Raw genomic sequence first — 21,494 nt, 5'->3', positions numbered from 1 at the left:
GTATGGCTCTTAGCAGCTAAGAGCCTAATTTAATGGAGTAATTAATGGCGTTTGAGCAATGGGCAGCCTTGCCTTGGGTAAAATCTCAAAAAGATAAAATTCAATGGGGCGAGCTTTTAGGCAGTGGCTTGAGCATTGCCATTGCACAAGGTGTAAAACAACAAGATAACTTAGTGTTAATAGTTACGCCAGATACACCAAGTGCTTTGCGCCTTGAAACCGAATTAGAGTATTTGCTTCCTGATAATCCGGTAATGATATTTCCGGATTGGGAGACATTGCCTTATGATCATTTCTCTCCCCATCAAGATATTATTTCCGCGCGCTTAGCAACGCTTAATACCCTGAAAAACGAGCAACAAAGCGTGCTCATTATGCCTGTATCAACGCTGATGCTGCGCACGGCCCCAGCTTCGTTTATATATGGTTCAACGCTTAATTTTAAAGTGGGCGATAGATTAGACACCCACGCTTTGCGTGAAAACTTAGAGCAAGCGGGTTACATGCACGTGCAACAAGTTATGGAGCATGGCGAATATGCAATACGTGGCTCTATTGTTGATTTATACCCGATGGGCAGTAAACACCCATTTAGGCTCGATTTTTTTGATGACGAGCTTGATACCATTCGCTTATTTGATGTGGAAACACAACGCTCAGATGAAAAAGTAGAAAAAATTGAGTTACTTCCTGCCCATGAATTCCCCACTAACGACACGGATATTGAACGCTTTAGAATAAACTATCGTGAAAAGTTTGGCGCAAGCGCAGAGCAAGACTCTGTTTATATGCAAGTTAGTAAAGGTAACTGGCCTGGAGGTATTGAATACTACATGCCATTATTTTTTGATGGCTTGGCGACTATTTTTGACTATTTGCCTGAATCAACGACCGTGATGCAATTAGGCGATTTAGAACATGCGGCGGATAACTTTTGGCACGACGTTAATGTACGCTATGAAAACCGCCGTGTGGATCCCTTACGCCCACTTTTACCGCCGGATGAATTGTATCAGCCTATCAATGAGCTATTTTCAAACCTGGGCAATTATGGCCGCATTCGTTTATCGCAAGCAAAATTGGGCACTAAAGCAGGCAATAAAAACCTTGCCGTTAATGAATTACCCAATGTCCGCATTGATCATAAACAACATGAACCTTACAACGCATTCATTAGCTATGTGGCAGAGCAAAAAAAGAAAAAAGGCCGAGTTGTCATTAGTGTTGAGTCGGATGGTCGACGTGAATCCTTACTGAGTATATTAAAACCCAGCGGCTTAAAATTTAAAGAATTTGATACTTTTGAGCAATTTACCAACAGCAGTAGTGACGTTGGTTTAATTGTAAGCCCACTTGAACAAAGTGTCGTGCTTAGCACAAAACCTAGCCTGAGCATTATTACTGAGCAAGAATTGCTTGGAATTAAAGTATCGCAACGCAGACGCCGTAAGCACAAGTATGAAGCAAGCCAAGATGCGCTAATTCGTAACTTAGCAGAGTTAAAAGAAGGCCAACCGGTTGTGCACCTTGACCATGGTGTTGGCCGTTATCAAGGACTGCAAACAATTGATGCTGCCGGTGTGGTTACTGAATTTGTAACCATTATTTATGCCGGTGAAGCAAAGCTCTATGTGCCGGTATCAGCGCTTCATATGCTTAGCCGTTACTCTGGCGGTGAAGAAGCCAGTGCCCCACTGCATAAGCTCGGCTCTGATGCGTGGGATAAGGCAAAAAAACGCGCCGCTGAAAAAGTACGCGATGTCGCTGCTGAATTGCTCGATATCTACGCTCAGCGCCAAGCAAAGCCGGGTAATAAATTTACGCTGGATGGCCAAGCTTATCGTCAATTTAGTGATAGCTTCCCGTTTGAAGAAACGGATGATCAACGTAACGCTATTGAAGCTGTACTGGGTGATATGCAATCAAAACAAGCCATGGATCGCTTAATCTGTGGTGATGTAGGCTTTGGTAAAACCGAAGTAGCAATGCGTGCAGCGTTTGTTGCGGTTAACGATAATAAGCAGGTGGCTATTTTAGTCCCTACCACCCTACTTGCTCAACAACACTACGATAACTTTAAAGACCGCTTTGCTGATTTTCCAATTGAAGTGGGTGTGCTGTCACGTTTTAATTCGACCAAAGAGCAAAAAGAAACCCTTGAAAAAATGAGTAATGGCAAGCTTGATGTGGTTATTGGCACGCACAAACTAATTCAACAAGACATCAACTTTAAAGATTTAGGCCTGTTAATTGTTGATGAAGAACACCGATTTGGGGTGCGCCAAAAAGAAAAAATTAAAGCCCTGAGAGCTGATGTTGACATACTCACCCTGACCGCTACGCCTATCCCCCGTACTTTAAATATGGCCATGAGTGGTATGCGCGATTTATCTATTATTGCTACCCCACCGGCTAAACGCTTAGCCGTTAAAACGTTTGTGCGCCAACGCGACGAAGAGCTTATTCGCGAAGCGGTACTGCGTGAAATTAAACGCGGCGGCCAGGTGTACTTTTTACACAACAATGTAGAAACCATTGAGCGTGTTGCTCAAGAAATTAGCGAATGGGTGCCTGAGGCAACAGTTACCTCAGCCCACGGGCAAATGCGAGAGCAAGAGCTTGAGCAGATCATGACCGATTTTTATCACCAAAAATACAATGTACTGGTATGTACTACGATTATTGAAACCGGCATTGATGTACCCACAGCAAATACCATTATTATGGACAGAGCCGATAAACTCGGTCTTGCTCAGCTGCATCAATTACGCGGACGTGTTGGTAGAAGTCATCACCAAGCCTATGCTTATTTACTCACAGGTAACCCTAAAGCGCTCTCTAAAGATGCGAAAAAGCGTTTAGATGCCATTGCCTCATTAGAAGATTTAGGCGCAGGCTTTGCCTTAGCAACCCACGATTTAGAAATTCGTGGTGCCGGTGAGCTATTAGGAGACGATCAATCTGGACAAATGCAAACCATTGGCTTTAATTTATACATGGAAATGCTTGAACAGGCTGTTAACGCGCTTAAAAATGGTCAAGAGCCAACCCTTGAAAATTTATTACAAAAACAAACCGAAGTTGATTTAAAGCTACCTGCCTTGTTACCTGATGATTATATTCATGATGTTAACGCGCGTTTAGGTATGTACAAGCGTGTAGCAAGTTGTGCTAACCTTGCTGATATTGATGAACTGCAAGTAGAATTGATAGATCGATTTGGTTTATTACCTGATGCAGCTAAAAACCTATTTAGTTTACAACAACTAAAAATGCAGGCGAGCAATTTGGGCATAACCAAAATAGAAGCTAACCCGAAAGGAGGCTACTTTGAGTTTAGTCAAAATACCAAGGTTAATCCTAGCTTCATTATTGGTTTGATACAAAGTGCGCCACACATTTATAAAATGGATGGCGCAAATAAATTACGCTTTGCCATTAGCGAGGCGAATGCCCGTGAACGCTTAAAAATGATCACTGCTATGATTGCAGATTTCGAAAAAAAGGTTAGCCATTAATGTTGCTGAAAAAATCGCTGGTTATTTTATGCTGCTTATTTAGCAGTACTGCATTTGCAGAGCGCTGGTTTGAAGTAGAAGTGTTAATATTTAAACAGCGCCCTGCTCCTTACTTACAAGAAGACTTTAGCTTAAAGCATGACGCCATTGAAGATAAAAACACCTTAGATTTATTGGCCTCTGCTTATAAAAACCAAGCAATGGACGCGTGTATAAACGGTGACCCACGCTTTCAAACACGTACATTTGCTGACACTTTGGTTAATTCAAACCCACAGTCTGCAGCGTGTAACGACAGCATTGATTATGTAAAAAGTTACGATGTGCTGCCAGTAACCCCTCAAGCACCAGTACAAGATACGATGGAGCAAACTTACCTGCTCGCTCCTGAACAACTGCAGTTTGAACAACAACGCCAAGCTTTAGACCGCAAAGGACTCACCCCTATATTACATACCGGCTGGCGGTTTGAAGGCGCAAGTAAATCACGCTCCCCTAGTATGCACTTATTTGCAGGCAACCAATTAAAAAACAATATGAACACCGGTTTTAGTTACGCCAATTCTGACTTTATTAGCTTACTTGATACTCCTGAGCCATTGTTTAATGAAGCACAGTCTCCGACCATGAAATGGGAGTTAGATGGCTTATTGAAAATACATTTACGCCATTATTTATACATTAATGCGGATTTCGATATTAGTGAAAAGCAAGATAATGGTGAGCTAGAATCAGCCCGTTTTTCACAATTTAGACGCGTTTTTAGCGAAGATATTCATTACTTTGATCATCCTCGTATGGGTATGATTGTACAAATTCGAAAATTTAACCATTAACAGTAGGAAAATAATAATGAAGAAGCTCCTAATAATTGCTGCAGCACTGAGTCTTGCTGCTTGTTCAAAAGTAAGCATGGAAAATTACGAAAAAATTAAAATTGGTATGGACAAAACAGAAGTTGAAGCACTTTTAGGCAGTGCTGATAACTGTGTAGAAAAAACATTACATACTAGCTGTACTTGGGGTGATGACGCTAAAAACATCGAAATTACCCTGGTATCAGACAAAGTAACGCTTTACAGCAAAAAAGGGCTAACGGATAAATAAGGACAACAAAGGAATAACGTATGTTATTCCTCTTTTTTTGCATCGCTGGTGTAAATAAGCTCTATGTTGACTATTTTACTGCGGTTTAAAGTGATTTTGTAACGCTGATAGAGCGTTTTATCCGGTTCGGTTAGAACCAATACCATGTTTAACTGATAGCGCCTTTCTACTCCCTGTTTAGAAATTTTATTGTTTTCTAAATGATAGAGCTTCCCTTCCCCTTTTTTTAAATAACGTGCAAACGGCGCGAGATTAAATTGTAGCGTTTGCTGCAAGCTATCGTAGCCTGGCAAAAATTCTTTAGCACTTACCCGGGTTTCACTAGCAAAATGCAGCCATTGCGCCGCCTGTTTGTTTTGCTGACGACGCTTAGAAAAAATTTTCCTCACTTCTTTGGGGATTTTTTTAAACCGGGTGTACTCTAACCAAATAAACTGACTCGCCACTTTATCTTTTGTGATACTGTTTTTAAAAATAAAGCGCCATTTTGGCCGCCCTCGCACAATAGCACGCCAAATAATACGGGTAATATCTTCTTTAAATATTTCTCTCAGCCCGTAAATAACCCCTAAAATTAGAATTAATGAAGCGGTTATTTCAGTAAAGGTAGAACGCGCATTTAAAATAACCACCATCACAAAAGCCATTATAACAGCTGTTACAGAGCCTTTTACCAACCGCTTTAAATAGCTATTAAGATAGCGTGTTTGGCGCTGTAAAATCACTCCATGCTCTATTAAACGCTGGAGTAAACGCATCTTATTAGTAATTCTGTTGGCGTCTTTAAGTGTTGAATCAGAATTATATTGCTGCTCTGCTCGATACTCACTCTCTGACTTACAAAAGTTTAATAAGTCGTTTCGTTCTTTAGCGTGATCGCTACTACGCGGGCCTTCATCAAGTAGCTTTAAAAAAGTTTGTTCAATTTGCCAGCTTAGGTAGTTATCAGCATTAGTATAAAACGGGATCAGCTTTTCGTTATCTGGGGTGTAACGTCTGAGTTTTCTAAGTAGGCTTTGGCTTTGTTCACAGAGCTCCATGGCTCGTTGATAAAACTCATCGCTTTCTTGAATTTTTAACGCATCTTTAATATCGGCATCAATTGCCAGACGCACTTGATAACAATATAAATTTAAATTTTGTCGGTAATCTTGCTGCTCACCTTTGTTTTTACTCACAAAGCGGCTTCGTACCAATGGAAGATGAATGTTATTCGCGTTATAGGCTACAAAAGATTTAAATTGGTTATTAAAGTAAGACTCTTCGCTGAGTGTTTGCGCGTTAATACCCATTTCGTTTGGGATAGAAAAATAAAGATCGAGACGCTGCTCTGCACGCGGTGATAGTTGCGGTTCAATAACAAACGATAAATTTTCGTCTTGCTTTAACAATGATGCCTCCTTCGGTTATCTACCTGAGTTTACGTGCCTCTTTAATTTTGTTCAACAAAAAAGGCCTAGTAAAAACTAGGCCTTTTAATAGTTCTAATGAATTAAAATTAGAACTTAACGTTTACGCCAGCGAATAAACGACGACCTAACGTATCAAACGTGTACGGGTCAGTGTTTGAATCGTTATTACCTGAGTAATACGGTGGCTCTTTATCAAATAAGTTATTAACACCTGCAGACAATGTCACTGTATCATTAATTAAGTAAGATCCACTAATGTCATGGTACACAACTGAAGGCGTTGAAGGTGCATAACATGTCTCACCATCAATACATGCGAAGCTATCTAGGCCAGCAATGTAGCGTGCTTCATAAGTTGCATCCCAGTTATCTCCTTTAACTATTAAGTTAAAGTTTGATTTGATATCTGCGTAACTACCAGCGCCACCCGTAATGTAACCAGCGTAATCTACAACAGCACCCGTATCAACAACGTATTCATCTAAATATGTTGTATCAAGGCCAGCTCTCCAGCTTAAGCCTAATGCATCAAATGAATACTTCAGATTTAAGTCAATGCCAGATGTTTTTTCAGAACCAATATTACGAAGCTGATTATTGAAAACAATTCGACCATCAGCTTGTAAAATTGCACCTGTGCTTGCACAAAGTTCGTTTGAACTGCTGTTTGCATTACCAATACATTGATCAACAACGAATTGGTTGTTGTATGTTGAAATAGCATTTTCGATTTCAATGTCGTAGTAATCTACGGTCATTGAGAAACCTTCAAACCATTGTGGTTCGTACACCACACCAAACGTTAATGTATCAGCTTCTTCTGGTGTTAGATTTTGATTACCGCCCACAGTTACTTCTGCCTGGCTATCAGCACCTGGGTATTTTACTTGCTCATAAGATGGCGCATTACCAGAGTATAACTCATCTACCGTTGGAGCACGGAATGCGGTTGAACGTACGCCACGGAACATCAATTCATCATTTGCTTTCCAAGTAAAACCAAGTTTCCATGTTTCATCAGAACCAAAAGTGCTGTAATCAAACGCACGGATTGCCGCACTTAATTCAACATATTCTGCAAATGGAAGCTCAGATAGTAAGGGTAATGCAAACTCAACATAAGCCTCATTCACATCAAATCCACCACTTGTTGGATCTACACGTGGATCGTTACCTAGACCTTGAGCAGCAATTGAATCAGGATTATACCATGCCTTTTCTTGGCGACGCTCTACACCCGCTGCAAATGCAGCATAACCAGCAGGTAGTTCGAACATTTCACCAGATAATGAAGCTGCCAAAATAAATAACTGGCTTCCACCTGAGTTTTGCTCTGTGTATATATAATCTTGAATGTTTTCTTGTGACCAAGATGCCTCATTTAAAGGCTTAAATGTACCTGCTGCTAAGTCTTCTGTGATGGCGGAAACATTGTGCAGGTTACTCATTTTATCAACGGAATCATTGCGACCAAAGTTTGCTGATGCATCCCATGAATAATCACCAATAATACCTTCAGCACCCACAACAACTCGAACAGTATCAACTGTTTGCGATAAGTCACGAGTACCGCTTTCAGCCATACGACGACGGTAGCTTATTTCGTCACCATAGGCGTAATTAGTCGGTGTTGTAACGTAATTATCATTAGCATCTTTTACAAATGCACCGTTAACGACTTGTCGCTTATCATAAGTTTGTGACAGTAAGCTGTCACCCATATCTTCGGTATATTTAAAGCCAAAGTTGATAGGCTGTGGTGCTAACTTTTGCTCTGACCAGCGTTTAGTATAAGTAAACTCACTGAAAAGCATTGTGTCATCATTTAGTTCGTAATTACCTAAACCTGTGATGTTTAAGCGTTCCATAGGTGTGTATAGGTAGCTTTTAGACGCATAGTTGTATGCATCGTTTTCATCGGTATAACGGTGTAAATTACCGCCAAGGCCACTTAAACCAGCATCGTTAGCAACACCCTGCTTCTCGATTTCACCTTTATCGTTGATGATATTAGCTGTATTAACATTGTAAATATGGCCGCCTTCGCTGAATGAAGAACCGCCACAGAAAAGTCCATTTTCGCCTTCAAATAAAGGACATGATGAGAAACCACGATCACCTTGACTTGCTTCACCACGATCAGTGTATTGAATACCAAAAACCATATTACCTTTGTCAAATGTTGTACCTAAGGTAAAGTCGATTGATGTTTCTGACGCATCATGTTTTGAAGTCATGGCTGTGTTGACGTTTAAATCTAAACCTTCAAAGTCATTTTTAAGGATAATATTTACAACACCCGCTACAGCATCTGTGCCGTATACAGCAGAAGCACCGTCTTTAAGTACTTCAATTTGTTTGATCATTGATACTGGAATAGTATTTAAATCAACCGTTGAAGCCGCACCAGTACCTGAATTGATCATACGACGACCATTAACAAGTACTAAAGTACGCTGTGAACCTAAACCACGTAAATCTATAGATGCACCACCGCCAGAGCCATTATTAACGCCAGGGTTTGTCATTGCACCACCCGTAGCCGTCATTTGTTGTAATACGCTATCTACAGATGTTGCACCTGATGCTTTAATTTCATCGGCACCGATAAGTGTAACTGGGCTAGCAGTTTCCATATCTGAACGCTTAATACGAGAACCCGTTACTTGAATTTTTTCAATTGACTTTGCTGCTTCGTCTGCAGCTAAAACCTGAACACTTGAGAACATTGGGATCGCTGCAATTACAGCTAAACCAAGAGTTGATTTTTTCATGGATGAACCCTACTTGTTGAAAATTTACCTAAATTGGTAATGCTCACTTTTATGAGAATTTTGAGTGAGCGGGAGCAACTTAGGCGCCTTTAACTGAATGAAAACTTAACGAACGATCACTATGCAACCAATGAAAATTAAGACGTCCCACGAAAGGAACAAAGGTTACAGTATGTTTCATTGTTAATTAATAAAAACAGTTAAAAATCATAAACTAAAGACCAAGCAATCACATAAAAAACACAGCTGAAATCAAATGAGTAGAGTTTGTAATCAAATGTAATTATTACAATAATGTGCCCTAAACAGGAAAATTAACATGTTAATCACAGCTCGTTATTAAAACGGTAAAACTAGGTGTTAATTCCTAACCATATTTATGCAAGTAGATTGTTTATTTAGTCTGAATTTTTTTGTTATAAGTTTTAATCATGCAAATTTTATGTGTATTGAAGGTTTAAGACGGGCTGCCAATTAAACTAAAAACGGCTATCAAAGTGGGTCCATTCGATAAATCTACATATAAATGATATAGGTGCTTTATTGCACGTATGAGCACAATTGAATAAGTAAGCCAAGCAGAGCTTAAGTTATAAACTTGGAAGGTAAATGGGTATGTAAAAGCTTTATTAAGAATGGTTATTTTATCAGATGTACTTTAATTGCAAATAACTATTAAATGTGAGGCATTTGGCTTTGCCGCTATAATTTTACGGGAATGGCGCAGTTAAAAACCACGCCTGAGTAGAAAGCCTTTAATAGGTAACGTTAAAAAAATATTCAACATTTTCACTTATACCAGTGTTTGTATCGACAGTAGTAAGAATAAGCTTCCACACCATGTTTTTTTCTGAGCAAATCCCTACCATGGTATTAGCTACCCAAACGCTGCCCTGATTTTTAAATTGTACGGGAATGTAACCCATATACATGCTAACGCCTTCTAATTTAGCTGCAGTTATTGTTACACCAGTCGGTAACTGAGTGTAAATTGAAAACGGTGTCTCTGGTGATAGGGTTTCTTCGCTTAGCCAAACTTTAACTTGATTTGGAAAAATACACGGGTTGTTATTTTTACACTCTGTTTGTGATTGATTTACTTTTGGTGTTGATCCAGAAAAGTCACAACCTAGTAAGAATAGTAGAAAAGAAAGTAAACATACTCTATATATATACATGCAGGTTCTCAAAGTATCTAATGTATTAGCCCAACATTTGGGCACGTTGGTTGATTATCGGCTTTAATGGGCAAGTAAGGTACAAATCACCTCAAAAAATAGACAGCAAGTTAATAAAGTTTGATTGATGTCATATTATTACGCAATTGACCTATCTTTTTAAGGCCAAAAAATTTATCATTTCAACCGCAAAAAAAACAAGTATTTCTTGAGATTATTATCTTTAACAACCACATATTGTGGGTTTTAGATAGTATACTTTGGAATAATAGTAGGTCCTACTTTTACAAGTAGGTAATTCATTTCTAAACGCATTTATTGCAGCGGAAGCCAGAAAATGAGCCAAACAGTAGCATCACAAACTGAGTACAATTATAAAGTTGTACGCCAATTCGCTATTATGACAGTGATTTGGGGCATCGTTGGCATGGGTATTGGGGTTCTGATAGCTGCCCAATTAGCTTGGCCAGCTCTTAACTTTGACACACCATGGTTAACTTACTCTCGACTTCGTCCGTTACACACGAACGCAGTAATTTTCGCATTTGGTACAAGTGCACTTTTTGCGACGTCTTATTACGTCGTACAACGTACATGTCAAACGCGCCTTCTTTCAGACAAATTAGCCGCCTTTACCTTTTGGGGTTGGCAGTTAGTTATTGTTCTAGCAGCAATTACTCTACCTATGGGTATTTCAAGTTCTAAAGAGTATGCAGAACTTGAGTGGCCAATCGATATCTTAATTGCTGTTGTTTGGGTAACTTACGCTATTGTATTTATGGGCACTATTGCAAAACGCAAAGTAGCGCATATTTATGTAGCTAACTGGTTCTATGCTGGTTTCATTATTACCGTTGCTGTTCTACATATTGTTAACAGCATGGCAGTCCCAGTCTCATTGACTAAATCATATTCAATCTATGCAGGTGCCGTAGATGCAATGGTTCAATGGTGGTATGGCCACAACGCAGTAGGCTTCCTTCTAACTGCGGGTTTCTTGGGTATGATGTATTACTTTGTACCAAAGCAAGCGGGTCGCCCTGTTTATTCATACCGTTTGTCGGTTGTTCACTTTTGGGCACTTATATCTCTTTACATTTGGGCAGGTCCTCACCACCTTCACTACACTGCGCTTCCTGATTGGACGCAAAGCTTAGGTATGGTGATGTCTATTATCTTATTCGTACCGTCTTGGGGTGGTATGATCAACGGTATTATGACGCTCTCAGGTGCATGGCATAAGCTACGTACTGACCCAGTTTTACGTTTCTTAGTGGTTTCATTGTCTTTCTACGGTATGTCGACGTTTGAAGGCCCGATGATGGCAATTAAATCTGTTAATGCGTTATCGCACTACACAGATTGGACTGTAGGTCACGTTCACTCAGGTGCATTAGGTTGGGTTGCGATGATTTCTATCGGTGCTATTTACCACCTTATCCCTGCGTTATTCTCGCAAGGTCGTATGTACAGCATTAAATTAATCAATACACACTTCTGGTTACACACTGTAGGTGTTGTTTTATACATTGTTGCAATGTGGATTTCAGGTGTAATGCAAGGTCTAATGTGGCGTGCAGTTAACTCTGACGGTACATTAATGTACAGCTTTGTACAGTCGTTAGAAGCCTCTCATCCTTTCTATGTTATGCGTTTCTTAGGCGGTGTATTCATCGTTACAGGTATGCTGGTTATGGCTTATAACGTTTATCGTACAGTTTCAGCGAAAAATAACTCGTTAGAACTTGATGAACAAGCGCAGTTAGCATAACGGAGTTAGATAATGAGCAATAAAAATTCACAAAACAAACACGAAATTATCGAGAAAAACATTGGCCTCATGGCCATCTTGACTGTTTTCGCAATCAGCTTCGGTGCATTAGTAGAAATTACGCCGCTAATGTTCCAAGACGATACAACCAAGCCAGTGGATGGGTTACGCCCGTTAAATGCACTAGAGTTTGAAGGTCGCGACATTTATGTGCGTGAAGGTTGTGCTAACTGTCACTCTCAAATGATCCGCCCATTTCGTGATGAAGTTGAGCGTTACGGTCACTACTCTGTAGCAGGCGAGTCAGTATGGGATCACCCTTTCCTTTGGGGTTCTAAACGTACTGGCCCTGACTTAGCACGAGTAGGTAAACGTTACTCAGACGATTGGCATTATGCGCACTTAATGGATCCACGTGCCGTGGTTCCTGAGTCTAATATGCCAGGTTTCCCTTGGTTAGCAGAGAACACGCTTGATACAAGTCTGACTCTGAAAAAACTACAAATTTTCCGTGACACGTTTGCTATCAATCCAGAAAACCCAAAACACCCGGGTCTAGGTTATGGCAGTGACGAGGAATTAATCGCTGACATTGCTAAAGTTAATGCAATGAATGACGGTAAAGGTGCAACAGAAATGCAAGCCCTTATCGCTTATTTGCAACAACTTGGCACACATTTGAAGTAGATTATTATGGACTACGGGACATACAGAGGCATTTTGACTCTGGTAATTTTAGTATTATTTATTGTGATTGTTGGATGGGCATATAGCAAGCGTAGTAAAAGTCGTTTTAAAGACGCTGCTAATGTCATATTTGAAGATGAAAAAAAACACAACAATACACTCTCTAACGAGGAAAAGGGGTCTGAGAAATGACTAGCTTTTGGAGTATATGGGTTATTGTATTAACCCTTGCATGCTTAATCATTATCTTTGGTCTACTAGTTTGGAACTTAAAAAACTATGTAGGCGTAAAAGAAGGTGAAAGCTGTGGACATGAGTTTGACGGCATTCAAGAATTAAACAATCCACTACCGAAATGGTGGACTTACATGTTCTTCGCAACGTTTGTGTGGTCTGTTTATTACTTAGCAGCCTACCCTGGTTTAGGTAACTGGGAAGGTTTAGCAAAATGGACAAGCTCAAACCAAGGTATTACCTCTTTAACTGAATCGAAAGAAGCAGTCATTGAAGCGAAAGAAGATGGCCGTTTTGTAAAGCTAGATGCTGAATACCGCGCTGCTGAAGAACGTTTTGGTCCTATTTTTAATGAATTGGCTCAAATACCTGTTCTAGATTTAGTAGAGTCTAAATTTGCTGGTGATGCAGCACAGCAAGTTGCGCTAGAAAACGGCACTAAACATGAGCAAACTCAAGGTCAACTCGCTGTTGAAATTGGTCAACGTTTGTTCTCACAAAACTGTGCACAATGTCATGGCTCTGATGCTCGTGGTGGTACTGGCTTCCCTAACCTTACTGACAACGATTGGTTGTACGGTGGTTCTCCTGACAAGATCAGAGAAACATTACTTTTAGGTCGTGTTGCAGCAATGCCACCTTGGGGTGATGCATTAGGTGAGCAAGGCGTTAAAGAAATGACGGCTTACGTACTTAGCCTATCTGGTCGTACTGTTAACCAAAAAGATGCCGATGCAGGTAAAGCGAAATTCGCGATGTGTGCTGCGTGTCATGGTCCAGATGGTAAAGGTTCAGTAGCGCACAACTTACCGTTTGGTGCACCAAACTTAACTGATAACATTTGGTTATACGGTGGCTCTCAACGCGCTGTTGAAGAAACACTTAACCATGGCCGTGCTGGTGTAATGCCTGCTTGGAAAGAGATTTTAGGCGAAGATAAAATTCACCTATTAACTGCTTACGTTTACAGCTTATCGCAAGATAAATAACGATAAAGTTAACAAAACGTTTCAGTTTTAATCTTTTTATTTCAGTAGATTAATTCAGATCAAAAAAGCCTCCACTCGGAGGCTTTTTTTTAGTCTTTTCATTCTATTTATTATAATATAGCCGCACATTAATTAATTTTAGAGCGACTATGCAACCGACTCCGTGGTATAAAAATTTTTGGCCTTGGTTTTTAATCTTCTTTCCTTTAGCTGCAATTATTGGCTGCATTAGTTTATTTATTACAGCCATTGGTAACGGCCCAGATATGGTTGTAGATGATTACTATAAAAAAGGCAAAGCAATCAACTTAGAACTCGTTAAGTTTGATAAAGCAAAAGCGTTGTATTTACATGGCGACCTAAATGTATCAGATGAGCGTGTCAGCTTTAAATTTACCAAAGGCGATACCAGTAATATACACGCATTAAGATTGTCGTTTTTTCACCGTACCATAAAAGCGCACGATTTTGAGGCCACTCTCACCCCAAATGCTAATCAAGAGTTCACTGCATTATTAGAAAGCTATATACCAGGCGCATATTCGGTATTTATTGAACCCGTTGATAACAGTTGGAAAATGAAAGAAAACGTTAGTTTACCAACCACCGCCACCGTTTTAGTGACTCCTAACTATAAGTAGTATTTAGTATGTCTAAAAATTGCTTTCATTGTCTTGAAAGTGTGCCTGCTGGATTTAGTGCACATGTTGTTATAGACAATACCGCTGAGCCAATGTGTTGCATTGGCTGCCAAGCTGTTGCACAAAATATCATTGACCAAGGGATGACCGACTACTACAAATATCGCACTGTTAGTGCCGGTAAAGTAGAGCAACTCGTCCCTGAACAACTCGCTTTTATTAAAAGCTATGACAATGAAGATATTCAAGATGAGTTTATCAGTACGCATAACGACAACTCTGAGGTGCTTCTCAGTGTTGAGGGCATTACCTGCGCCGCCTGTGCCTGGCTTATTGAAAAGCAATTACTTAACCTTAAATCGGTAAAGCGCGTTGATGTAAACACCTCAACTAATCGCGCTATGATCCAATGGGATAAAAGCGCAACCCCTTTAAGTGAGCTAATCACCTCACTGGCTGAAATAGGTTACAAAGCCTATCCATTCCAATCAGATGTAGAAGCCCAGCAAAAACAACAAACAGCTAAAGCCTATATTCGCCGCCTCGGCGTGGCAGGCTTAATGACCATGCAAGTGATGATGTTTGCCTTTGCTATGTACTTTGGCATGTTCTCTGGGATGGACAGTAATTTTGAACAGTACTTTAGATGGATCAGCTTGATCCTTGCAACGCCCGTTATTTTATACAGCGCCCTGCCCTTTTTAAGTAATGCAATTAACGGCTTAAAAGCAAAACAACTGAATATGGATTTACCGGTATCATTGGCGATTTTTGGTGCCTATGGCGCAAGCTGTTACGCCACCGTAATGGAAGTCGGTGAAGTTTACTTTGAATCTATTTGTATGTTTACCTTTTTACTCTTATTAGGTAAATACTTAGAATTTAGAGCGCGCTTAAAGGCCAGTGAATTTACAGCCAACTTACAAAAGCTACTGCCACTGACTGCCCGTACACTCGATGAAAACGGCAAAGAGCACATAATTGCCGCTAAAAAGCTCAAGCTTAACGATATCGTTTTAATAAAAGCAGGCGAAACTATCCCTGCCGATGGCATCTTAGTCAAAGGCAGCACCAGTGTTGATGAGTCTATGATGACTGGTGAACATCAGCCAGTACGAAAGTATATTGATCATAACGTATATGCGGGCACGGTTAATCATGATGGTATTATTGAAATAAAAATCAATAAGCTGGGCCAAAATACCCTGCTTAATCAAATTATTCGCCTGCAACATAATGCCCTAACAAAACGCCCACGGTTAGTAGAAATTACCGACAAAGTCGCGCAGTGGTTTGTTGCCGTGTTACTGGTATTTGCCTCTCTAACCGCCATTAGCTGGTATCAAATTGACCCTGATGTCGCTTTTTGGATCACTATATCGGTGTTAGTGGCCACCTGCCCGTGCGCATTGAGTTTAGCTATTCCAACCGCGTTAACGTGTGCTGTGGCTACCTTAACTCGTAAAGGAATATTAATTAAGCAAGCACATGTGCTCGAAACACTCTCAAAGCTTACTTTAGTTGCTTTTGATAAAACCGGTACGCTTACGCAAGGTAAATTTAGCCTCGATGTTGTTGACATACTTGATGATAACTACAGCAAAGAGCAAATTCTTGATATTGCAGCACAGCTTGAGAGCTATTCTGAGCACCCTATTGCTAGTGCCTTTAAAGAGTTTAAAGGTCAGCGTAAATTTGACGATGTACAGCTCCATCCAGGGGTTGGGATCAGTGCTCAATACGATAATACGCATTACGCCATTGGTAAAAGTGGTTGGTTTGATACCAAAAAAACCAATGCGCAAGCTACCCTTTACATAAACAAGCAACTCGTTGCACGCTTTTATTTTGTTGATAAAGTAAAAACAGATGCCGATAAACTCATTAACTCGTTAAAGGCTGCCAATCTAAGTTGTCATATGCTAACAGGTGACGCCTCAGATGCCGGTGCCAAGGTGGCTAAAAAATTAAAGCTTGATTCAGTACAAGCCAGTTGTAGTCCTAAAGATAAACAAGACGCCGTTGATCATTGGTCAACCCAAGGCGAAGTTGTTGCTATGGTTGGCGATGGCGTAAACGACAGCCCAGTCTTTGCCAGCGCCCATTTATCAATCGCCATGGAAACAGGCGCTGATATCTCTAAAAACAGTGCCGATGTTGTGCTACTTAACAGTGATTTAGCCTCTATTGATCATTTGTTGACGATTGCTAAGCAAACACGGCGTATAATTAAGCAAAACCTAGCGCTTTCTTTATTATATAATGGCTCTATATTACCGCTTGCTGCTATGGGTTTAGTTGCGCCTTGGATGGCGGTAATTGGTATGTCTGCCAGCTCTATTATTGTGATATGTAATTCACTAAGGCTATTAAAGTTATGAGCATAATTTATATTTTAGTTCCTATCGCTATCTTGTTTGTACTAATTGCCATTGGCGTGTTTTTTTGGGCAGTAAAAGGCGAGCAATTCTCTGATTTAAACAAGCAAGGCCACAGTATTTTGTTTGAAGACGATAAAGAGCAACATAATAAAAGTAATGATTGACCCGATTTTTGTTAGTGCTTTTTTAATGGGGTTGATTGGCAGTGGCCATTGCATTGCTATGTGCGGCGGCATTGCCAGCTCATTACAGTTAGCCAGTAACAAGCGCCAAACTTGGTTGTATTCTCTAGCCTATAATAGCGGCAGAGCGCTAAGTTATATGCTTGCTGGTGCCCTAGTCGCCGGTATTAGTAGTCAATTTGCCACACAAAACTCGGCCTTTGCGCTGTTTTTATCATTTTTAGCGGGCGTGTTTATGTTACTGGTCGGCGTTTATATCATGCGCTTAGCCGCGACATTACAATGGCTCGAAAAACTCGGCAAAACCCTCATTTGGCAGCACTTAATTAAACTTAATAAATATTTAATGCCCATTGATTCCCCATTAAAAGCGCTTGGTTATGGCGCACTATGGGGCTGGTTACCGTGCGGCTTAGTATATTCTGCGCTCACATGGGCGATGACCAGTGGCACTGCCATAAATGGTGCTCTGGTTATGCTGGCATTTGCCCTAGGGACGTTCCCTGCCATGATCACCTTAGGTGTGGCTGCACAAAAGCTCAATACGCTTTTTAATCACCCTTGGACGCGAATAATATTAGGCAGTGTTATCATTTGGTATGGTATCTACCTTCTGATCATTGCAACAGACAAGCTAGTGCATTAACATTGGTAAATGTTGTGCATAGAAATTTAACGGATTGAACTTATGGATTTTTCTCAAAGTCGTGCTAAAGGTAATTGTGCCATTAGCTGTAATAACTGCAGTATTAGCCAGTTATGTTTACCATTTTCTTTAAATGGCCAAGAAATGGATAAACTTGATGAGATCATTGAGCGAAAAAAACCATTACATAAGGGTGACTACTTATTTGAGTCGGGCGCACCTTTAAATGCAATTTATGCAGTTCGTTCGGGGTCGTTTAAATCGTATACCTTGTCAGAGCAAGGCGATGAACAAATTACAGGCTTTCATTTAGCGGGTGACCTTGTTGGCTTTGACGCCATCAATAAAATGCAACATCAAAGTTTTTCTCAAGCACTAGAAACCTCAATGGTATGTGAAATTCCCTTTGAAACTCTTGACGAACTAGCCGGTAAACTGCCTAAATTGCGCCAACAAATAATGCGTTTAATGAGTAGTGAAATAACCTACGATCAGGAAATGCTGTTATTACTGAATAAAAAATCAGCAGAAGAACGCCTAGCGAGTTTTATTTATAACTTATCAGAGCGTTTTGGTGAGCGTGGTTTTTCACGTAAAGAATTTAGATTTACCATGACCCGCGGCGAAATTGGCAACTACCTTGGTTTAACAGTAGAAACTATCAGCCGTTTATTAAGCCGTTTTCAAAAAGCCGACTTAATTAAAGTAGAAGGTAAATTTATTACTATTTTAGATAATGACGCTTTAGCCAAAACTGCTGCGATTGTTAAGCCTCGTTAATTAAATCAATAAATTGATATAGAACAAGAATATTAGTGCTACCCCTTTAACTGTTGTGTATTTGCGTTACACTCAAGGTATAACTGTTAAGTGAATGGAGTAGCACAATGGAAACGATTAAACGTATTATCGCGGTTATTGACCCAACTAAAGACGATCAAAATGCCCTCGCGCGTTCAATAGATTTAGCCAAAAAATCAGGGGCTAGCATTACCGCCTTTATGACGGTGTACGATTTCTCTTACGAAATGACTACTATGCTCTCTGGTGATGAACGTGAAGCAATGCGTAAAGCGGTGTTAAAAGATCGCGAACTATGGTTAAAAGATCTTGTCTCTCCTTATCAAAACATTAATATTAATACCCAAGTCATTTGGCATAACCGCCCTTACGAAGCCATTATTAATACCGTTATTAATGATAAATATGACCTAGTGATCAAAGGTACTCATCAGCATGGTGCGCTTAAAGCGGTTATTTTCACGCCAACAGACTGGCACTTAGTCAGAAAATGCCCAACCCCTGTATTATTTGTAAAAGATATGGCGTGGCCAGCACATGGGAATATTTTAGCGGCTGTTAATGCAGTCAGTGAAAACGATCAGCACCTGTCACTTAATAAACGCATAATTAAAGATGCACAATTTTTATGTGAACTGGCTAATGCTAAACTTAACTTAGTCAATGCATACCCTGCTACACCGGTTAATATAGCCATAGAGATCCCTGAGTTTAACCCAGGGTTATATAACGAATCAGTTAAAAAACATCATATTGAATCAACCAATGAACTCGCTAGTGAGTTTAACCTAACCTCTGATCAATGCTTTATTGAAGAGGGATTGCCAGAAGATGTGATACCGGATGTTGCAAAAACGCTTAAACAGCGAATTAGTGGTTATTGGCACTGTGGGACGGACTGGCTTAAGCGCTGCCTTAGTAGGCAACACTGCTGAGCATGTTATTGACAGCCTTGATTGTGATGTACTTGCACTTAAACCTGATGGGTACGTAAGCCCGCTTGCAGAAAGTTAGCGTTTGCAGTAGCTCCCATATTACATATGGCATATAATACGCCCCTTTATTTTTAGCAATTAATTTTGCCGTACTATTTACAAGGGGGCGTAGTGTCTCATTCTGCTCAAGCCAAAGCTCAATACAACTTAAATAAGCTTCAAAAGCGTTTACGCCGCCTCACAGGTCAAGCTGTCATGGACTTTAACATGATTGAAGAAGGTGACCGTATTATGGTGTGCTTATCGGGTGGCAAAGACAGTTACACTATGCTCGACATGTTGCAACATTTACAACGTGTTGCACCTATCAAGTTTGATTTATTTGCAGTAAATCTCGACCAAAAACAACCTGGTTTTCCTGAGCATGTGCTTCCTGAGTATCTTGATAATTTAAATATTGAATACAAAATTGTAGAAGAAGATACCTACAGTATTGTTACTGATATTATTCCTGAGGGTAAAACAACCTGCTCGCTTTGCTCTCGCTTGCGCCGTGGTATTTTATATCGCACGGCTAAAGAGTTAGGTGCGACTAAAATTGCACTGGGTCATCACCGCGATGATATGATAGAAACCTTGTTTTTAAATATGTTTTATGGCGGAAAACTAAAAAGTATGCCGGCTAAACTAATGAGCGATAACGGTGAGCATATGGTTATTCGCCCACTGGCATATTGTAAAGAAGCCGATATAAGCAAATATGCGTTCAGCCAAAGCTACCCTATTATTCCGTGTAATTTATGTGGCTCACAAGAAAACTTACAGCGTAAACACACTAAAAATATGCTGGAGCAATGGAATAAAGAGCACCCGGGCCGTATAGAGAGTATTTTCACCGCCATGCAAAACGTTGTGCCTTCACACTTAGCTGATAATCAATTATTTGATTTTACCAACTTGCAAACGGGTGACGTTATTGATGGGGGCGATATCGCGCTCGATAAACCAGATATTCCAAAAGCGCCAGTTAATAATGAACAAGATGAAACAAACCAAGCCGACGTGGTTACCATTAATTTAAGCTAATTTTTAAGGGTTTGCAGTAATGCAAACCCTTCACTTTGTTCTATGCTGCTACTGACCAGCAGCTAATCCTTGTAAAAACTCTAAACTCTGCATTTCTTGTTTGTTTGCCTGATAAGGCAACTGCTGTAAGCTGTCGTAAGCAAAATCTTCAATAGTAAACTCGCTAATTTCACTTTCACCAAAACTGTTAAGCTCACCTGGGCTTGGCGACATACGTTCAATAACAAAGTCCCTCAACCGTAAGTCATTCGTTTGCTTGGGCAAAACAGACCAATGCGCTTTAAAGTCAATTTGCTGACTGCCCTCATTTAAACGTGCTTTAGCAACTAAATGTGCTAATGGCGAAGTTCCACTGTATAAGTTAGCTCTTAAACGGTATAAGCCACTTTTTATAACTGTTAAATTAGCAGGCACTATCATATTATCATTACGTGGATACGCGTTATCAAAGCTAGTTAGCGTTGCACTAGGCGGCATATAGTGTATTTGTGCCACCACAGGAACTATTTTACCCGCGATATCGGCTTCAACTAATAATTGTAAATTACGTGGATAGTCTTCTTCACCTTTAAATATCATTGCCAGCTCATTTTGACGAGCCACACCGCTTTGCGTTTTTAGCGACTTTTTGGTGTCTGTATTACTGAGTGTCACTACCGCCTTACCTAAATTTGGGGCGCTTACGGTTAGCTCTATAGCTTGTGGATACACATACCGATATTGAGACAAGCTCACTGTTAACTCCCCGCCTTGCTCACCCACTGGGCTGCTAACAGGAAAGAACTGATTTGGCTTAAGTCTGTCCTCATCATATACCGTTAATGGTTGTGAATAAGGCGGAAACGCCAAACTTTGTTGATACTGTTGTGCCACCGCCGATGCCGCTTTGGCTAAGTCTTCATCAAATGCTGACTGAGTTACTGAGCTGGTTTTTGTTGTTGCCTTTGTCACAGGTTGGCTTAGCGTGCGCTGCTGAGCTGGAGGTGTCGATATCGGCTTTTTATCATTGAGAGGGGCTTGTTTTAGGGGGTAACTTGCATGACCCTCATCAATTAAAAACCACATAAGTAGGCCCATGCTGATAACAAAGCCAATCACGTAGGACTTTTTCATCGGTTAGTTATCCTATATAAAACGTGTAGTACGTATACT

General features: G+C 40.3%; 17 protein-coding genes and 1 pseudogene. 14 read left to right on the top strand and 4 right to left on the bottom strand.

The genetic code is table 11. The annotated features are described in order from the left end of the window. Positions 1-44: 44 nt before the first annotated feature. Genes mfd through L641_RS0105725 form a run of 3 tightly spaced genes read left to right on the top strand, consistent with a single transcriptional unit; the run spans position 45 to position 4,625 of the window. Positions 45-3,518: a transcription-repair coupling factor gene (gene mfd, locus L641_RS0105735; protein WP_024601383.1), complete on the top strand. Its 3,474-nt coding sequence runs from the start codon at positions 45-47 to the stop codon at positions 3,516-3,518. Next, the gene (locus L641_RS0105730; RefSeq protein ID WP_024601382.1) at positions 3,518-4,354 is read left to right on the top strand and encodes a peptidoglycan binding protein CsiV; all 837 of its coding nucleotides are present in this window, start codon (positions 3,518-3,520) and stop codon (positions 4,352-4,354) included. The genes mfd and L641_RS0105730 overlap by 1 nt, the downstream gene beginning before the upstream one ends. A 16-nt stretch (positions 4,355-4,370) precedes the next feature. Next, positions 4,371-4,625 (top strand): hypothetical protein, encoded by a 255-nt coding sequence (locus tag L641_RS0105725; protein WP_013464674.1) that lies wholly within the window; start codon positions 4,371-4,373, stop codon positions 4,623-4,625. 23 nt (positions 4,626-4,648) lie between these two features. Here the strand turns inward: L641_RS0105725 and L641_RS0105720 are convergent, their stop codons facing one another. The 3 genes from L641_RS0105720 to L641_RS0105710 form a co-directional block, all read right to left on the bottom strand. Beyond that, positions 4,649-6,016, bottom strand: coding sequence for a hypothetical protein (locus tag L641_RS0105720; RefSeq protein WP_013464673.1), 1,368 nt, complete (start codon positions 6,014-6,016; stop codon positions 4,649-4,651). A gap of 107 nt (positions 6,017-6,123) precedes the next feature. Continuing rightward, positions 6,124-8,811 carry a TonB-dependent receptor gene (locus tag L641_RS0105715; protein ID WP_024601381.1) on the bottom strand — a complete coding sequence of 896 codons (2,688 nt, stop codon included), beginning with the start codon at positions 8,809-8,811 and terminating at the stop codon, positions 6,124-6,126. A 755-nt stretch (positions 8,812-9,566) separates the two neighbouring features. After that, positions 9,567-9,989, bottom strand: coding sequence for a hypothetical protein (locus L641_RS0105710; RefSeq protein WP_024601380.1), 423 nt, complete (start codon positions 9,987-9,989; stop codon positions 9,567-9,569). Between the two features lie 337 nt (positions 9,990-10,326). Between L641_RS0105710 and ccoN the strand changes: the two genes are divergently transcribed. The 11 genes and pseudogenes from ccoN to ttcA all read left to right on the top strand — a co-directional run bounded on the left by ccoN (position 10,327) and on the right by ttcA (position 20,342). Then, positions 10,327-11,760 carry a cytochrome-c oxidase, cbb3-type subunit I gene (gene ccoN / locus L641_RS0105705; RefSeq protein ID WP_013464670.1) on the top strand — a complete coding sequence of 478 codons (1,434 nt, stop codon included), beginning with the start codon at positions 10,327-10,329 and terminating at the stop codon, positions 11,758-11,760. Positions 11,761-11,772: 12 nt separating this feature from the next. Next, entirely contained in the window at positions 11,773-12,447 is a 675-nt protein-coding gene (gene ccoO / locus L641_RS0105700; RefSeq protein ID WP_024601379.1) for a cytochrome-c oxidase, cbb3-type subunit II, read from the top strand. Positions 12,448-12,453: 6 nt separating this feature from the next. After that, positions 12,454-12,639, top strand: a complete 186-nt coding sequence (locus L641_RS0105695) for a cbb3-type cytochrome c oxidase subunit 3 (protein ID WP_010389598.1) — start codon at positions 12,454-12,456, stop codon at positions 12,637-12,639. Further along, positions 12,636-13,670, top strand: coding sequence for a cytochrome-c oxidase, cbb3-type subunit III (ccoP, locus tag L641_RS0105690; RefSeq protein ID WP_013464668.1), 1,035 nt, complete (start codon positions 12,636-12,638; stop codon positions 13,668-13,670). Before L641_RS0105695 ends, ccoP begins: the two co-directional genes overlap by 4 nt. A 149-nt stretch (positions 13,671-13,819) precedes the next feature. Next, positions 13,820-14,311, top strand: a complete 492-nt coding sequence (locus L641_RS0105685) for a FixH family protein (protein WP_024601378.1) — start codon at positions 13,820-13,822, stop codon at positions 14,309-14,311. Between the two features lie 8 nt (positions 14,312-14,319). Further along, positions 14,320-16,692 carry a heavy metal translocating P-type ATPase gene (locus L641_RS0105680; protein ID WP_024601377.1) on the top strand — a complete coding sequence of 791 codons (2,373 nt, stop codon included), beginning with the start codon at positions 14,320-14,322 and terminating at the stop codon, positions 16,690-16,692. Beyond that, positions 16,689-16,856 (top strand): cbb3-type cytochrome oxidase assembly protein CcoS, encoded by a 168-nt coding sequence (gene ccoS / locus L641_RS0105675; RefSeq protein ID WP_008109812.1) that lies wholly within the window; start codon positions 16,689-16,691, stop codon positions 16,854-16,856. The genes L641_RS0105680 and ccoS overlap by 4 nt, the downstream gene beginning before the upstream one ends. Then, a complete protein-coding gene (locus tag L641_RS0105670; protein WP_024601376.1) occupies positions 16,849-17,520 on the top strand; it encodes a sulfite exporter TauE/SafE family protein in 672 nt (223 codons plus the stop codon). The genes ccoS and L641_RS0105670 overlap by 8 nt, the downstream gene beginning before the upstream one ends. A gap of 42 nt (positions 17,521-17,562) precedes the next feature. Further along, positions 17,563-18,300 carry an FNR family transcription factor gene (locus L641_RS0105665; RefSeq protein WP_013464664.1) on the top strand — a complete coding sequence of 246 codons (738 nt, stop codon included), beginning with the start codon at positions 17,563-17,565 and terminating at the stop codon, positions 18,298-18,300. Positions 18,301-18,407: 107 nt separating this feature from the next. Then, a pseudogene (gene uspE / locus L641_RS22210) lies at positions 18,408-19,335 on the top strand (universal stress protein UspE). A gap of 92 nt (positions 19,336-19,427) precedes the next feature. After that, entirely contained in the window at positions 19,428-20,342 is a 915-nt protein-coding gene (gene ttcA, locus L641_RS0105655) for a tRNA 2-thiocytidine(32) synthetase TtcA (protein ID WP_024601375.1), read from the top strand. 48 nt (positions 20,343-20,390) lie between these two features. Here the strand turns inward: ttcA and L641_RS0105650 are convergent, their stop codons facing one another. After that, on the bottom strand, positions 20,391-21,455 hold the full coding sequence (locus L641_RS0105650; RefSeq protein ID WP_024601374.1) for a hypothetical protein: 1,065 nt from the start codon (positions 21,453-21,455) through the stop codon (positions 20,391-20,393). Positions 21,456-21,494: the final 39 nt, after the last annotated feature.

Source organism: Pseudoalteromonas sp. TB41 (assembly GCF_000497975.1).
Taxonomy (GTDB): domain Bacteria; phylum Pseudomonadota; class Gammaproteobacteria; order Enterobacterales; family Alteromonadaceae; genus Pseudoalteromonas; species Pseudoalteromonas tetraodonis.
This window is presented reverse-complemented; position numbering and strand designations above follow the sequence as displayed.